Raw genomic sequence first — 14,123 nt, forward strand, 5'->3', positions numbered from 1 at the left:
CGGGGCTACATCAATCGCTTGCGTTCGCTTGACGGGGCAATCCCCAGCGACTCGCGGTACTTGGCGACGGTGCGACGGGCTACCTGGATGCCTTGTGCCTCCAGTAAACCAGCGATCTTGCTGTCACTCAATGGCTTTTTCTGATTTTCCGCAGCCACCAGTTTCTTGATGATCGCGCGGATCGCCGTGGACGAGCATTCGCCGCCTTCGGCGGTGCTCACGTGGCTCGAGAAAAAGTATTTCAGTTCGTAGATGCCGCGTGGCGTGTGCATGTATTTCTGCGTGGTCACGCGGGAAATGGTCGACTCGTGCATGCCCACCGCTTCGGCGATGTCGTGCAGCACCAGCGGCTTCATGGCCTCGTCGCCGTGGTCGAGGAAGCCGCGCTGGTGCTCGACGATCTGCGTCGCCACCTTCATCAGGGTTTCGTTGCGGCTTTGCAGGCTCTTGATGAACCAGCGCGCCTCCTGCAGCTGGTTGCGCATGAAGGTGTTGTCGGCGCTGGTGTCGGCGCGGCGAACGAAGCCTGCGTACTGCGGGTTGACCCGCAGGCGCGGCACGGCTTCCTGGTTGAGCTCGACCAGCCAGCGCTCACTGTCCTTACGCACGATGACGTCCGGCACCACGTACTCGGGTTCGCTGGACTCGATCTGCGAACCGGGGCGCGGGTTGAGCGTCTGCACCAGTTCGATGACCTGGCGCAGCTCGTCTTCCTTGAGCTTCATGCGGCGCATCAGCTGGCTGTAGTCGCGGCTGCCAAGCAGGTCGATGAAGTCGGTGACCAGGCGTTTGGCCTCGCTCATCCAGGGTGTGGACGCCGGCAGCTGGCGCAGTTGCAACAGCAGGCACTCGCCCAGAGAGCGGGCGCCGATGCCGGCGGGCTCGAACTGCTGGATGCGATGCAGCACCGCCTCGACCTCGTCCAGCTCGATATCGAGCTCGGGGTCGAAACCTGCGCAGATTTCGTCGAGGGTGTCTTCCAGATAACCCTGCCCGTTGATGCTGTCGATCAGGGTCACGGCGATCAGCCGGTCGGTGTCCGACATGGGGGCGAGGTTGAGTTGCCAGAGCAGGTGGCTCTGCAAGCTCTCGCCCACCGAGGTGCGGGTGGTGAAGTCCCACTCGTCGTCATCGTTGCTGGGCAGGTTGCTGGCGCTGGTCTGGTAGATGTCTTCCCAGGCGGTGTCGACCGGTAGTTCGTTGGGAATGCGCTCGGCCCATTCACCCTCTTCCAGGTTCTCGCTGTTGTTGCTGCTGGTTTCCTGGAAGCTGCTGTCCTGCACTTCGGCGACCGGTTTGTTCTCGGCGTTGTCCGCCATCGGGTCGCTGTTGTCGAAGTCGTCGCCGTCTTCCTGGCGTTCGAGCATCGGATTGGACTCCAGCGCTTCCTGGATTTCCTGTTGGAGGTCCAGGGTGGAGAGCTGGAGCAGACGGATGGCCTGTTGCAACTGCGGTGTCATCGTCAGTTGCTGGCCCATTTTTAGGACGAGCGATGGTTTCATGGCAGGGGCTTAATACCTTGTTCGCCGGCGCGCATGCGCCATCCACTACACGTAGGGCGCTGGGCGCCAATTTTAAGCAAGTTATATGCCTGAAATTGCAGCGTTTGCCTAGAGCACAGTAACACTTAAGCCCCGATCGGGCGTGTGCGCCAGTGCTCCAGACAGCCTGGGTCAGAGGCGGAACTCGTGACCGAGGTAGACTTCCTTGACCAGCTGGTTGGCCAGGATGGTTTCGGCATCGCCTTCGGCGATGAGTTGGCCATCGTTGACGATGTAGGCGGTCTCGCAGATGTCCAGTGTTTCGCGAACGTTGTGGTCGGTGATCAGTACACCGATGCCTTTGTTCTTGAGGTGATGGATGATCTGCTTGATATCGCCGACCGAGATGGGGTCGACGCCCGCGAACGGTTCGTCCAGCAGGATGAACTTGGGTGCGGTGGCCAGGGCGCGGGCGATCTCGACACGGCGGCGTTCACCACCGGACAGGCTCATGCCCAGGTTGTCGCGGATGTGGCTGATGTGGAACTCCTGCAGCAGGCTTTCCAGCTCTTTGCGCCGGCCGTCGCGGTCGAGGTCCTTGCGGGTCTCGAGGATGGCCATGATGTTGTCGGCCACCGACAGCTTGCGGAAGATCGAGGCTTCCTGCGGCAGGTAGCCGATGCCGGCCTGGGCGCGACCATGCATGGGCTGGTGGCTGACGTCGAGGTTGTCGATCAGTACGCGCCCCTGGTCGGCCTGGACCAGCCCGACGATCATGTAGAAGCAGGTGGTCTTGCCGGCGCCGTTGGGGCCGAGCAGGCCGACGATCTGGCCACTGTCGATGGACAGGCTGACGTCGCGCACGACTTGCCGGCCCTTGTAGCTCTTGGCCAGGTGCTGGGCTTTGAGGGTTGCCATTTACTCGGCCTTTTTCTTCGGTTGAATGACCATGTCGATGCGCTGACGTGGTGCAGTCACGTTACCGCCACGACCGGCGGTGGCCACCTGGGTCTTGGTGTTGTAGACGATCTTCTCGCCTTCGGTGGTGTTGCCTTCGTTCTCGACCTTGGCGCGGTCGGTGAGAATCACCATGTCTTTTTGCGCCTGGTACTGGATGGTCACGGCCCAGCCTTTCATCTTGTCGGGCTTGGCGGCATTCTGCTGCTGCTCGAAGTAGGCCAGGTTGCCCACCGAAGTGACCACGTCGATGTCGCCAGAGGCGGCACGGGTCATGGTGACCGTGTTGCCTTTGATCATCATCGAGCCTTGCGTGATGATCACGTCGCCGGTGTAGGTGGCCACGCCCTGCTTGTCGTCCAGGTGCGCGTTGTCGGCCTGGATGCGGATCGGCTGGTCACGGTCGTTCGGCAGGGCGAAGGCGCTCGCGCTTCCCAGTGCTACGCCCAGGCTGAGCAGAAGGGGGATGGTTTTAACGAGCCTCATACTGTCCTCTTACGTTAGAGAGCAGGTCCATCCTGCCTTCTTTCAAATACGCTTTCATTCCTTTGCCCGTAGTCGTGCCACCGGCGCCGTCGATTCTAACGGCTTGCTCGGTCTGCGCATATTGCTTCTGCGGGAACACGGTCATGCGCGTGCTGGTGATGATGGTGTTGCGGTTCTTCTCGTCGGTGCGGGCGACCCGCACGTTGTCGATCAGTTCGACCTCGGTGCCGTCCGGGTTGACCTCGGCGCGGGTGCTCTGCACGTGCCACGGGTACTCGGTGCCGCGGTACATGTGCAGGTCTGGCGTGGTCACCAGGGTGACTTCGCTGGCCTTGAGGTGCTCGACTTTGTCGGCGGTCATTTCGTACTGCAGCTTGCCGTCCGGCAGGAACTGCACGCTGTGGGCATTGATCGCGTAGTAGTCGATGGCGCTTTCGTCGGTTTGTGCCACCGGCTTGTCGAGGAAGCTCTCGGGGCTGACGTTCCAGTAGCCTATCGCGACCAGCACGGCGGCGATCACGCCAAGCAGTGCGAAGTTTCGAATTTTCTTGCTGAGCATGGGCAGCCTTACAGGTAATTGGCGTTGGCAGCGTCCAGGGTGCCCTGGGCCTGCATGATCAGTTCGCAGAACTCGCGGGCGGCGCCTTCGCCGCCGCGTGCCTGGGTGACCCCATGGGCATGCTGGCGCACAAACGCTGCGGCGTTCTGCACCGCCATGCCCAGGCCGACGCGGCGGATCACCGGCAGGTCGGGCAGGTCGTCGCCCAGGTAGGCGACCTGCTCATAGCTTAGCCCGAGCTGTGCGAGCAGCCCGTCGAGCACCACCAGCTTGTCCTCGCGGCCCTGGAACAGGTGCGGAATGCCGAGGTTGTTTGCCCGGCGCTCGACCACGGGGGTTTTGCGGCCGCTGATGATGGCGGTGGTCACGCCCGCGGCCATGAGCATCTTGATGCCGTGGCCGTCGAGGGTGTTGAAGGTCTTGAACTCGCTGCCGTCCTCGAGGAAGTACAGGCGCCCATCGGTGAGCACGCCGTCGACGTCGAACACCGCCAGCTTGATGGCCTTGGCGCGTTGCATCAGGTCCTGGTTCATTTACATCACTCCGGCGCGCAGCAGGTCATGCATGTTCAGGGCGCCGGTCGGGCGGTCATCCTGATCGACCACCACGAGTGCGCTGATCTTGTGGTCTTCCATGATTTTCAGGGCCTCGGCGGCGAGCATTTCGGCGCGGGCGGTCTTGCCGTGCACGGTCATGACCTCGTCGATGAGGGTCGTGTGCACATCGATGTTGCGGTCCAGGCTGCGGCGCAGGTCGCCGTCGGTGAAGATCCCGGCCAGCGTGCCGTCTTTCTCCATGACCACGGTCATGCCCAGGCCTTTGCGAGACATTTCCAGCAAGGCGTCCTTGAGCAGTGTGCCGCGATCGACCCGTGGTAGCTCTTCGCCCGCGTGCATCACGTTTTCGACCTTGAGCAGCAGGCGACGGCCCAGCGCTCCGCCAGGGTGCGAGAAGGCGAAGTCTTCGGCGGTGAAACCGCGGGCTTCCAGCAAGGCGATGGCCAGGGCATCGCCCAGTACCAGGGCTGCCGTGGTGGAGGAGGTGGGCGCGAGGTTCAGCGGGCAGGCTTCCTGGGCTACGCTGGCGTCGAGGTTGACCTCGGCGGCCTGGGCGAGCGCAGAGTCCGGGTTGCCGGTCAGGCTGATCATCTGGATGCCCAGGCGCTTGATCAGCGGCAACAGGGTGACGATCTCGGCGGTGCTGCCGGAGTTGGACAGGGCCAGGATGACATCGTCGCGGGTGATCATGCCCATGTCGCCGTGGCTGGCCTCGGCTGGGTGCACGAAGAAGGCAGGCGTGCCGGTGCTGGCGAGCGTTGCGGCAATCTTGTTGCCGATGTGTCCGGACTTGCCCATGCCGACCACGACCACGCGGCCCTTGCTGGCCAGGATCAGTTCACAGGCCTTGATGAAATCACCGTCGATGCGGGCTAGCAGTGCCTGCACTGCTTCGAGTTCCAGGCGCAGGGTGCGCTGGGCGGATTGGATCAGCTCGCTGGATTGGCTCATGTCGAAAACGCAATGCCTGATGAAAAGGCGGCGATTATAGCCGCAATGTGTGAAAGGCTCATCCTTCGAATGTCATAAGGATGCCGCACAAGCCTGTCATTGCCCTGAACGAGTCGGTTGACGGCCTTGGGGCGGGCGTGCCAGCGGTGCTATAGTTCGCCGCTGTTCGGCCCGCCAGGGATCAGTGTGCCTTCAAGATGAGGGCAGGCGTCCATGAAGACGAGGCTGCATTGCAAGGAGTCTAGATGAGTGTGGATAGCGCCTGCGCGGTCGAGCTGAAGGGGGTCACCTTCAAGCGCGGTTCGCGCAGCATTTTCAGCAACGTGGACATCCGCATTCCACGCGGCAAGGTCACCGGCATCATGGGTCCATCGGGCTGCGGCAAGACCACTTTGCTGCGGCTGATGGGCGCGCAGTTGCGGCCGGCCAGCGGCGAAGTCTGGGTCAATGGCCAGAACCTGCCCGCGCTGTCGCGCAGTGACCTGTTCGACGCACGCAAACAGATGGGCGTACTGTTCCAGAGCGGCGCACTGTTCACCGACCTCGACGTCTTCGAGAACGTCGCCTTCCCGTTGCGCGTGCACACGCAACTGCCCGACGAGATGATTCGCGACATCGTCCTGATGAAGCTGCAGGCCGTGGGCCTGCGCGGCGCCATCGACCTGATGCCCGACGAGCTCTCTGGCGGCATGAAGCGCCGGGTGGCACTGGCCAGGGCCATCGCCCTCGATCCACAGATCCTCATGTACGACGAGCCGTTCGTCGGCCAGGATCCGATCGCCATGGGTGTGCTGGTGCGCCTGATCCGCCTGCTCAACGACGCACTGGGCATCACCAGCATCGTGGTCTCCCACGACCTTGCGGAAACCGCGAGCATCGCCGACTACATCTATGTGGTCGGCGACGGCCAGGTGCTGGGGCAGGGCACGCCTGCGGAGCTGATGGGCTCGGATAACCCACGCATCCGTCAGTTCATGAAGGGCGACCCGGATGGCCCGGTCCCATTCCATTTCCCTGCGCCCGATTACCGCGCCGATCTGTTGGGGGCGCGTTGATGCGCAGAAAATCCTTACTCGAACGTATCCGCCTGTTCGGCCGTTCGGCCATCGACGTGTTGGCCGTGCTGGGTCGTTCCTGCATCTTCCTCGGCCATGCGCTGATCGGCCGGGGCAGTGTAGGCGGCGGCTTCCAACTGCTGGTCAAGCAGCTCTATTCGGTCGGCGTGCTGTCGCTGGCGATCATCGTCGTGTCCGGTGTGTTCATCGGCATGGTGCTGGCGTTGCAGGGCTATAGCATCCTCGCCCGCTACGGTTCGGAGCAGGCGGTGGGGCAGATGGTCGCCCTGACCCTGCTACGCGAACTCGGCCCGGTGGTGACCGGCCTGCTGTTCGCTGGCCGCGCAGGCTCGGCGCTGACCGCCGAAATCGGCAACATGAAATCCACCGAGCAACTGTCGAGCCTGGAGATGATCGGGGTCGACCCGCTCAAGTACATCGTCGCGCCACGCCTGTGGGCCGGCTTCATTTCGCTGCCGTTGCTGGCGCTGATCTTCAGCGTGGTGGGCATCTGGGGTGGTTCGTGGGTCGCCGTCGACTGGCTGGGCGTCTACGAGGGCTCGTTCTGGGCCAACATGCAGAACAGTGTTTCGTTCACCGACGACGTGATCAATGGGCTGATCAAGAGCCTGGTGTTTGCCTTCGTCGTCACCTGGATCGCCGTATTCCAGGGGTATGACTGCGAGCCCACCTCAGAAGGGATCAGCCGTGCCACCACCAAGACCGTGGTCTATGCCTCGTTGGCAGTCCTGGGTCTGGACTTTATTCTGACCGCCTTGATGTTTGGAGATTTCTGATGCAAAACCGCACCCTGGAAATCGGTGTCGGCCTGTTCCTCCTGGCCGGGATCCTGGCGCTGCTGCTGCTCGCCCTGCGTGTCAGCGGGCTGTCGGCCAGCCCGAGCAGCGACTCGTACAAAGTTTATGCGTATTTCGACAATATCGCCGGTTTGACGGTCAGAGCTAAAGTGACCATGGCCGGCGTGACCATCGGCAAGGTCACCGCCATCGATCTGGACCGCGATTCGTACACCGGCCGGGTGACGTTGCAGCTGGACAAGAAGGTCGACAACCTGCCGACCGACTCCACGGCCTCGATCCTCACCGCCGGCCTGCTGGGCGAGAAGTACATCGGCATCAGCGTCGGTGGCGAAGAGGCGGTACTGAAGGACGGCAGCACCATCCACGACACGCAGTCGGCGTTGGTGCTGGAGGACCTGATCGGCAAGTTCCTGCTCAACACCGTGGGCAAGGAACCGAAAGAAGCTCAACCGGCAAATTAAGGAGTTTCCATGATTTCCATCCTGCGACGTGGCGTGCTGGTTCTGCTGGCGGCCCTTCCCCTGCTGGCCGTGGCGGCACCGGGGCAGTCTGCCCGTGATGTCATCCAGGGCACCACCACTCAACTGCTGAGTGACCTGAAGGCCAATAAAGAGCAGTACAAGGCCAACCCGGAGGCGTTCTACAACGCGCTCAACAGCAACCTTGGCCCAGTGGTCGATGCCGACGGCATCTCTAAAAGCATCATGACCGTCAAGTACTCGCGCAAGGCCACCCCTGAGCAGATGCAGCGCTTCCAGGACAACTTCAAGCGCAGCCTGATGCAGTTCTATGGCAATGCGCTGCTCGAGTACAACAACCAGGGCATCACCGTCGACCCGGCCAAGGCCGAGGATGGCGATCGCACCAGCGTTGGCATGAAAGTGACCGGTAACAACGGTGCGGTCTACCCCGTGCAGTACACCATGGAGAAGATCGGCGGCGAGTGGAAAGTGCGCAACGTCATCGTCAACGGTATCAACATCGGCAAGCTGTTCCGCGATCAGTTCGCCGACGCCATGCAGCGCAATGGCAACAACCTGGACAAGACCATCGACGGCTGGGCTGGCGAGGTAGCCAAGGCCAAGCAGACCGCCGAGACCTCGCCGGATAAGGAAGTCAAATGAGCGATGCTGCCGTGAGCATGGCCGAGCCAGGCGTGCTGCGCTTGGCAGGCGTGCTGGACTACCGCAGCGGGCCGGCCTTGCGCAAGCAGGGCAAGGCCCTGATCGACGGCAGCGGTGAAACGCAGCTGGTGCTCGATTGCAGCGCCGTGGCCAAGTCGAGCAGTGTCGGGTTGTCGCTGCTGCTGGGCTTCATGCGCGATGCCCAGGCCGCCGGCAAACGTTGCGAACTGCGCGGCATGCCAGAGGCAATGCGCGAAATCGCCGAGGTCTATGACCTCGATGAAGTGCTGGCAGGCTGATGGCCTGCAGCAAGGTGAGCGCCCCTCGGTCAGCGCGCCCGCACATGGGCTTCGCAGGCGAGGGGCTTTTTTGTATGATGGCCGACCCGCGCGCGTTGGGCGCCGATCGAGGTTGAGCATGCAGGCCGTAGAAGTCAAAAGCTTTCTGGAAGAGAAAATGCCGGGAACCCGGGTCGAAGTTGAAGGCGAAGGCTGCAACTTCCAGTTGAACGTGATCAGCGACGAGCTGGCCGGCCAGAGCCCGGTCAAGCGTCAGCAGGCGATCTATGCTCACCTCAATCCGTGGATCTCAAACGGCAGCATCCACGCGGTAACCATGAAATTCTTCAGCAGCGCAGCCTGGGCTGAGCGCACCTGAGCCAACTTGGCGGCGAGACACGTATGGACAAACTGATTATTACTGGCGGCCCCCGCCTCGATGGCGAGATCCGCATTTCCGGTGCGAAGAACTCGGCCCTGCCGATTCTCTCGGCCACCCTGCTGTGCGACGGCCCGGTCACGGTCGGCAACCTGCCGCACCTGCACGACATCACCACCATGATCGAGCTGTTCGGGCGCATGGGCATCGAGCCTGTGATCGACGAAAAGCTGTCGGTGGAAATCGACCCACGCACCATCAAGACCCTGGTCGCCCCTTACGAGCTGGTCAAGACCATGCGCGCCTCGATCCTGGTGCTCGGCCCTATGGTCGCCCGCTTTGGTGAAGCCGAAGTCGCGCTGCCAGGCGGTTGCGCCATCGGCTCGCGTCCGGTCGACCTGCACATTCGCGGCCTGGAAGCCATGGGCGCGAAGATCGAGGTCGAAGGCGGCTACATCAAGGCCAAGGCCCCTGAAGGCGGCTTGCGCGGCGCGCACTTCTTCTTCGACACCGTCAGCGTGACCGGTACCGAGAACATCATGATGGCCGCGGCCCTGGCCAAGGGCACCAGCGTGCTGCAGAACGCCGCCCGCGAACCCGAAGTGGTCGACCTGGCCAACTTCATCAACGCCATGGGCGGCAAGGTCCAGGGCGCTGGCACCGACACCATCACCATCGAAGGTGTGGAGCGTCTGCACCCCGCGACTTATCGTGTCATGCCCGACCGTATCGAGACTGGCACCTACCTGGTCGCCGCTGCCGTGACCGGTGGCCGCGTCAAGGTCAAGGATACCGATCCGACCATTCTTGAAGCCGTACTTGAAAAACTCAAGGAAGCCGGCGCCGATATCACCACCGGCGAAGACTGGATCGAGCTGGACATGCACGGCAAGCGGCCCAAGGCCGTCAACCTGCGCACCGCACCGTACCCGGCGTTTCCGACCGACATGCAGGCGCAGTTCATCTCGCTCAACGCCATCGCCGAAGGCACGGGTGCAGTGATCGAGACCATCTTCGAAAACCGCTTCATGCACGTCTACGAGATGCACCGCATGGGCGCGCAGATCCAGGTCGAGGGCAACACTGCCATCGTCACTGGCGTCAACGCGCTCAAGGGCGCTCCAGTGATGGCTACCGACCTGCGCGCTTCCGCAAGCCTGGTGCTGTCGGCCCTGGTCGCCGAGGGTGACACCCTGATCGATCGCATCTACCACATCGACCGTGGTTACGAGTGCATCGAGGAAAAACTGCAGATGCTGGGCGCGAAGATCCGTCGCGTACCGGGCTAGTCTGTGATCGGCGCAGGGACGCGCCAGCCGAATCGTATGCGGTCGGGCCCTTTGCCCGGCCTGCTATAGCTGCTTAAGGACCGACGTTTCCCATGTTGACCATCGCGCTATCCAAGGGCCGCATTCTCGACGACACCCTGCCGTTGCTGGCCGAAGCCGGCATCGTGCCCACCGAGAATCCGGACAAGAGCCGCAAGCTGATCATCCCCACCACGCAGGATGATGTGCGCCTGCTTATCGTGCGTGCCACTGACGTGCCGACCTACGTCGAGCATGGCGCTGCCGACCTCGGTGTGGCCGGCAAGGACGTGCTGATGGAGTACGGCGGCCAGGGCCTGTACGAGCCCCTGGACCTGCAGATTGCCCAATGCAAGCTGATGACCGCTGGTGTTACCGGTGCGCCCGAACCCAAGGGCCGCCTGCGGGTAGCCACCAAGTTCGTCAACGTGGCCAAGCGCTACTACGCCGAGCAAGGCCGCCAGGTCGACATCATCAAGCTGTACGGCTCCATGGAGCTGGCTCCGCTGATCAACCTCGCCGACAAGATCATCGACGTGGTCGACACCGGCAACACTTTGCGCGCCAACGGCCTGGAACCCCAGGAACTGATCGCCACGATCAGCTCGCGCCTGGTGGTCAACAAGGCCTCCATGAAAATGCAACACGCCCGCATTCAAAGCCTGATCGACACCCTGCGCAACGCCGTCGAATCGCGACACCGCGGCTGACTGCTGCGCGACATTCCGTCGCGCCCGTCTATCCGCGTCATAGCCTTCTTTCTCGGGTGCCCGCGCGGATGGACTGGTAGCCTTGGGCGCCTGAGCATTCGCTAATCAACTGAGGCCCTCGCCATGACCGTGTCCACTGCAATTGCCCGTCTCAACGCCGCTGACCAGGATTTCGCCCGACATCTTGATCATCTGCTGAGCTGGGAAAGTGTGTCCGATGACGCGGTCAATCAGCGCGTGCTCGACATCATCAAGGCCGTGCGTGAGCGTGGCGATGCGGCGCTGGTGGAATTCACCCAGCGTTTCGACGGTGTCGATGCCAAGACCATCGACGACCTGATTCTCGACCGTGCCCGCCTGGAGCTGGCGCTGACCCGTATCACCTCGGTGCAGCGTGAAGCGTTGGAGAAAGCCGCTAATCGCGTGCGCATCTACCACGAGCGGCAGAAGCAGGATTCCTGGCAGTACACCGAGGCTGATGGCACCGTGCTCGGCCAGAAGGTTACCCCGCTGGACCGTGCCGGTTTGTATGTGCCGGGTGGCAAGGCGTCGTACCCCTCATCGGTACTGATGAACGCGATCCCGGCGAAAGTGGCCGGCGTGTCCGAGGTGGTGATGGTGGTGCCAACGCCGCGTGGCGAGGTCAACGAGCTGGTGCTGGCCGCGGCTTGCATCGCCGGTGTTGATCGCGTGTTCACCGTTGGTGGCGCCCAGGCTGTCGCGGCCCTGGCCTACGGCACCGAGAGCGTGCCGCAGGTGGACAAGATCGTCGGCCCGGGCAATATCTACGTGGCCACCGCCAAGCGTCACGTGTTCGGCCAGGTCGGTATCGACATGATCGCCGGCCCGTCGGAGATCCTCGTGGTCTGCGATGGCCAGACCGACCCGGACTGGATCGCCATGGACCTGTTCTCCCAGGCCGAGCACGACGAGGACGCGCAGGCGATCCTGGTCAGCCCCGACGCCGAGTTCCTCGACCGCGTTGCCGCCAGCATCGACAAGCTGCTGCCGACCATGGAGCGTGCCGAGATCATCGAGAAGTCGATCAACGGCCGTGGCGCACTGATCCAGGTGCGTGACATGCGGCAGGCCATCGAAGTGGCCAATCGCATCGCCCCCGAGCACCTGGAGCTGTCGGTGGCCGATCCGCAGGCCTGGCTGCCGCAGATCCGCCATGCCGGTGCGATCTTCATGGGCCGTCACACCAGCGAGGCGCTGGGCGACTATTGCGCCGGCCCCAACCACGTGTTGCCGACGTCTGGTACTGCACGTTTCTCGTCGCCGCTGGGGGTTTATGACTTCCAGAAGCGTTCGTCGATCATCTTCTGCTCCGAGCAAGGTGCGTCGGAGCTGGGTCACACCGCTTCCGTGCTGGCCCGTGGCGAATCGCTGACCGCGCACGCGCGCAGCGCCGAATACCGCATCCTCAACGAGAAGGGGAACTGAGCATGAGTCGTTTCTGGAGTCCCTTCGTCAAGGACCTCGTACCCTACGTGCCGGGCGAGCAGCCCAAGCTGGCGCGGTTGGTCAAGCTGAACACCAACGAGAACCCGTATGGCCCTTCGCCCAAGGCGCTGGAGGCCATGCGCGGCGAGCTGAATGACAACTTGCGTCTGTACCCGGACCCGAACGGTGACCGGCTCAAGCAGGCGGTGGCCGAGTATTACGGTGTCACCCCGGCGCAGGTGTTCGTCGGCAATGGCTCGGATGAGGTGCTGGCGCACATTTTCCACGGCTTGTTCCAGCACGACCGTGGTCCGTTGCTGTTCCCGGATGTCAGCTACAGCTTCTATCCGGTTTACTGCGGGCTGTATGGCATCGCGTTCGATCAGGTGGCGCTGGATGAGCAGTTCCAGATTCGTGTGTCGGACTACAACAAACCCAACGCAGGGATCATCTTCCCCAACCCCAACGCGCCGACGGGTTGCCTGTTGCCGCTGGAGGCCGTAGAGCAGCTGCTGCAGGCCAACCGTGATTCGGTGGTGGTGGTGGATGAGGCGTATATCGATTTTGGTGGCGAGACGGCCATCAGCCTGGTCGATCGATACGACAACTTGCTGGTGACCCAGACGTTGTCCAAGTCGCGCTCGCTGGCTGGGTTGCGGGTTGGTTTGGCGGTCGGGCATCCGGACTTGATCGAGGCGCTGGAGCGGATCAAGAACAGCTTCAACTCCTACCCGCTGGATCGTATGGCGATCGTTGGTGCGGCGGTGGCGTTCGAGGACCGGGCCTATTTTGATGAGACTTGCCGCAAGGTGATCGACAGCCGTGAGGCGTTGGTTGCTGAGCTGGTGGCGCGTGGGTTCGAGGTGCTGCCTTCGGCGGCGAACTTCATCTTTGCGCGGCACCCTTCGCAGGATGCTGCGGAAATTGCGGCGCGGCTGCGGGAGCAGGGGGTTATCGTTCGGCACTTCAAGCAGGCGCGGATTGCGCAGTTCCTGCGGATTACCATTGGGACGCCGGAGATGAACCAGGCGTTGCTTGATGCCTTGAATTGATAATGGGTTAGTGGGTGTTTTGGGGGCGGGTCGGGGTGTATTGATTGCACTTTGACTGGCCCCTTGTTGTTGTTGGTTTTTAAAGTTGTGGGCATATCCATTTGCTTGGGTGACGCTTATTCACATTTCCGCCCTTACGGCGGGTCACTTTTTGAAGCATCAAAAAGTAACCAAAAAATGCTCGCTCCATTCATACGGCCCCTGCGCTGCGCTTCGGGGTTCCCTCACTCCGGTCTTGCTCCCGGGAGTACGCACCGAAGGGCCATCCATGGCCCATCGGTGCTCGACGGGCATCCATGCCCGTCGCCTCCCTCCGCAAGCCCTCCGATCGGCCTCCTGAAGTCGCGAAGTTAGGGGCGGCGCCTATATTGGCGCAGCTGTCGCTAGTTGATTGTTTTGTTGAACTTCAAACTGCAATCGCTGGCAAGTCGCAGCGGCGAACCGCAGCTCCCACAGGATGGCGCTGAACTCGAAACTCACGCGGTCACTGTGGGAGCCGGCTTGCCGGCGATGAGGCCATTACAAACAACACATCAATAACAATTGAACACTCGCTGCTCTTGCTCTTGCTCTTGCTCTTGCTTCTAAGCGCGCGATAGTCCACTCACCGCCAAACGCGACTTCAGGAGGCCGAACGTAGGACTTGCGGAGCGGGGCGATGGGCATGGATGCCCATCGAGCACCGATGGGCCATGGATGGCCCTTCGGTGCGTCCACGCGGGAGCAAGGCCGGAGTGAGGGAACCCCGAAGCGAAGCGTAGGGGCCGGATGATGGGAGCAGGCGGTTTTGCTTACTTTTGACGCGGCCGGCGAGGCAAGAAAAAAGTAAGCCGCCGTAAGGGCGGAAAGGTGACGAAAAGTCGCTATCGTGAATGGATATGCACCGAAAAATAAAAACCAGCACACTAACCCCGAACCCGAACCCGAACCCGAACCCGAACCCGAACCCGAACCCGAACC

At 62.3% G+C, this 14,123-nt stretch carries 16 protein-coding genes; 10 read left to right on the top strand and 6 right to left on the bottom strand.

Annotation, left to right across the window (positions count from 1 at the left end; genetic code table 11):
• Positions 1-5 precede the first annotated feature (5 nt).
• From IX761_RS07855 to IX761_RS07880, 6 genes are all read right to left on the bottom strand, one after another.
• Complete coding sequence (locus tag IX761_RS07855; protein ID WP_194789039.1) at positions 6-1,502, bottom strand: RNA polymerase factor sigma-54; 1,497 nt, start codon at positions 1,500-1,502, stop codon at positions 6-8.
• A gap of 171 nt (positions 1,503-1,673) precedes the next feature.
• On the bottom strand, positions 1,674-2,399 hold the full coding sequence (lptB, locus tag IX761_RS07860) for an LPS export ABC transporter ATP-binding protein (RefSeq protein ID WP_194789040.1): 726 nt from the start codon (positions 2,397-2,399) through the stop codon (positions 1,674-1,676).
• A complete protein-coding gene (lptA, locus tag IX761_RS07865) occupies positions 2,400-2,924 on the bottom strand; it encodes a lipopolysaccharide transport periplasmic protein LptA (protein ID WP_194789041.1) in 525 nt (174 codons plus the stop codon).
• Complete coding sequence (lptC, locus tag IX761_RS07870; RefSeq protein WP_194789042.1) at positions 2,911-3,483, bottom strand: LPS export ABC transporter periplasmic protein LptC; 573 nt, start codon at positions 3,481-3,483, stop codon at positions 2,911-2,913. Before lptC ends, lptA begins: the two co-directional genes overlap by 14 nt.
• A gap of 8 nt (positions 3,484-3,491) precedes the next feature.
• Positions 3,492-4,016 (bottom strand): KdsC family phosphatase, encoded by a 525-nt coding sequence (locus IX761_RS07875; RefSeq protein ID WP_194789043.1) that lies wholly within the window; start codon positions 4,014-4,016, stop codon positions 3,492-3,494.
• Complete coding sequence (locus tag IX761_RS07880; RefSeq protein ID WP_194789044.1) at positions 4,017-4,991, bottom strand: KpsF/GutQ family sugar-phosphate isomerase; 975 nt, start codon at positions 4,989-4,991, stop codon at positions 4,017-4,019. It abuts the gene before it with no gap.
• A gap of 245 nt (positions 4,992-5,236) precedes the next feature.
• Between IX761_RS07880 and IX761_RS07885 the strand changes: the two genes are divergently transcribed.
• The 10 genes from IX761_RS07885 (at position 5,237) to hisC (ending at position 13,163) form a co-directional block, all read left to right on the top strand.
• Positions 5,237-6,046 carry an ATP-binding cassette domain-containing protein gene (locus IX761_RS07885; RefSeq protein WP_194789045.1) on the top strand — a complete coding sequence of 270 codons (810 nt, stop codon included), beginning with the start codon at positions 5,237-5,239 and terminating at the stop codon, positions 6,044-6,046.
• Entirely contained in the window at positions 6,046-6,843 is a 798-nt protein-coding gene (gene mlaE, locus IX761_RS07890) for a lipid asymmetry maintenance ABC transporter permease subunit MlaE (RefSeq protein WP_194789046.1), read from the top strand. The genes IX761_RS07885 and mlaE overlap by 1 nt, the downstream gene beginning before the upstream one ends.
• Positions 6,843-7,328 (top strand): outer membrane lipid asymmetry maintenance protein MlaD, encoded by a 486-nt coding sequence (gene mlaD / locus IX761_RS07895; RefSeq protein WP_194789047.1) that lies wholly within the window; start codon positions 6,843-6,845, stop codon positions 7,326-7,328. The genes mlaE and mlaD overlap by 1 nt, the downstream gene beginning before the upstream one ends.
• A 9-nt stretch (positions 7,329-7,337) precedes the next feature.
• The gene (locus tag IX761_RS07900; RefSeq protein ID WP_194789048.1) at positions 7,338-7,991 is read left to right on the top strand and encodes an MlaC/ttg2D family ABC transporter substrate-binding protein; all 654 of its coding nucleotides are present in this window, start codon (positions 7,338-7,340) and stop codon (positions 7,989-7,991) included.
• On the top strand, positions 7,988-8,290 hold the full coding sequence (locus IX761_RS07905; protein WP_194789049.1) for an STAS domain-containing protein: 303 nt from the start codon (positions 7,988-7,990) through the stop codon (positions 8,288-8,290). Before IX761_RS07900 ends, IX761_RS07905 begins: the two co-directional genes overlap by 4 nt.
• Before the next feature lie 118 nt (positions 8,291-8,408).
• The gene (locus IX761_RS07910; RefSeq protein WP_194789050.1) at positions 8,409-8,648 is read left to right on the top strand and encodes a BolA family protein; all 240 of its coding nucleotides are present in this window, start codon (positions 8,409-8,411) and stop codon (positions 8,646-8,648) included.
• Between the two features lie 23 nt (positions 8,649-8,671).
• Positions 8,672-9,937: a UDP-N-acetylglucosamine 1-carboxyvinyltransferase gene (gene murA, locus IX761_RS07915; protein ID WP_194789051.1), complete on the top strand. Its 1,266-nt coding sequence runs from the start codon at positions 8,672-8,674 to the stop codon at positions 9,935-9,937.
• 92 nt (positions 9,938-10,029) lie between these two features.
• On the top strand, positions 10,030-10,665 hold the full coding sequence (gene hisG / locus IX761_RS07920; protein WP_011532429.1) for an ATP phosphoribosyltransferase: 636 nt from the start codon (positions 10,030-10,032) through the stop codon (positions 10,663-10,665).
• 123 nt (positions 10,666-10,788) lie between these two features.
• Entirely contained in the window at positions 10,789-12,111 is a 1,323-nt protein-coding gene (gene hisD / locus IX761_RS07925) for a histidinol dehydrogenase (protein ID WP_194789052.1), read from the top strand.
• Positions 12,112-12,113: 2 nt separating this feature from the next.
• Positions 12,114-13,163: a histidinol-phosphate transaminase gene (gene hisC / locus IX761_RS07930; protein ID WP_194789053.1), complete on the top strand. Its 1,050-nt coding sequence runs from the start codon at positions 12,114-12,116 to the stop codon at positions 13,161-13,163.
• Positions 13,164-14,123: the final 960 nt, after the last annotated feature.

The sequence above is a fragment of the Pseudomonas sp. UFMG81 genome (assembly GCF_015354575.1).
Taxonomy (GTDB): Bacteria; Pseudomonadota; Gammaproteobacteria; order Pseudomonadales; family Pseudomonadaceae; genus Aquipseudomonas.

Coding starts and splice junctions, on each gene's coding strand:
- IX761_RS07880 (WP_194789044.1), bottom strand. CDS start 4,991: ATGAGCCAATCCAGCGAGCTGATCCAATCCGCCCAGCGCACCCTGCGC.
- lptB (WP_194789040.1), bottom strand. CDS start 2,399: ATGGCAACCCTCAAAGCCCAGCACCTGGCCAAGAGCTACAAGGGCCGG.
- IX761_RS07875 (WP_194789043.1), bottom strand. CDS start 4,016: ATGAACCAGGACCTGATGCAACGCGCCAAGGCCATCAAGCTGGCGGTG.
- hisD (WP_194789052.1), top strand. CDS start 10,789: ATGACCGTGTCCACTGCAATTGCCCGTCTCAACGCCGCTGACCAGGAT.
- hisC (WP_194789053.1), top strand. CDS start 12,114: ATGAGTCGTTTCTGGAGTCCCTTCGTCAAGGACCTCGTACCCTACGTG.
- IX761_RS07910 (WP_194789050.1), top strand. CDS start 8,409: ATGCAGGCCGTAGAAGTCAAAAGCTTTCTGGAAGAGAAAATGCCGGGA.
- murA (WP_194789051.1), top strand. CDS start 8,672: ATGGACAAACTGATTATTACTGGCGGCCCCCGCCTCGATGGCGAGATC.
- IX761_RS07885 (WP_194789045.1), top strand. CDS start 5,237: ATGAGTGTGGATAGCGCCTGCGCGGTCGAGCTGAAGGGGGTCACCTTC.
- IX761_RS07855 (WP_194789039.1), bottom strand. CDS start 1,502: ATGAAACCATCGCTCGTCCTAAAAATGGGCCAGCAACTGACGATGACA.
- hisG (WP_011532429.1), top strand. CDS start 10,030: ATGTTGACCATCGCGCTATCCAAGGGCCGCATTCTCGACGACACCCTG.
- IX761_RS07900 (WP_194789048.1), top strand. CDS start 7,338: ATGATTTCCATCCTGCGACGTGGCGTGCTGGTTCTGCTGGCGGCCCTT.
- mlaD (WP_194789047.1), top strand. CDS start 6,843: ATGCAAAACCGCACCCTGGAAATCGGTGTCGGCCTGTTCCTCCTGGCC.
- mlaE (WP_194789046.1), top strand. CDS start 6,046: ATGCGCAGAAAATCCTTACTCGAACGTATCCGCCTGTTCGGCCGTTCG.
- lptC (WP_194789042.1), bottom strand. CDS start 3,483: ATGCTCAGCAAGAAAATTCGAAACTTCGCACTGCTTGGCGTGATCGCC.
- lptA (WP_194789041.1), bottom strand. CDS start 2,924: ATGAGGCTCGTTAAAACCATCCCCCTTCTGCTCAGCCTGGGCGTAGCA.
- IX761_RS07905 (WP_194789049.1), top strand. CDS start 7,988: ATGAGCGATGCTGCCGTGAGCATGGCCGAGCCAGGCGTGCTGCGCTTG.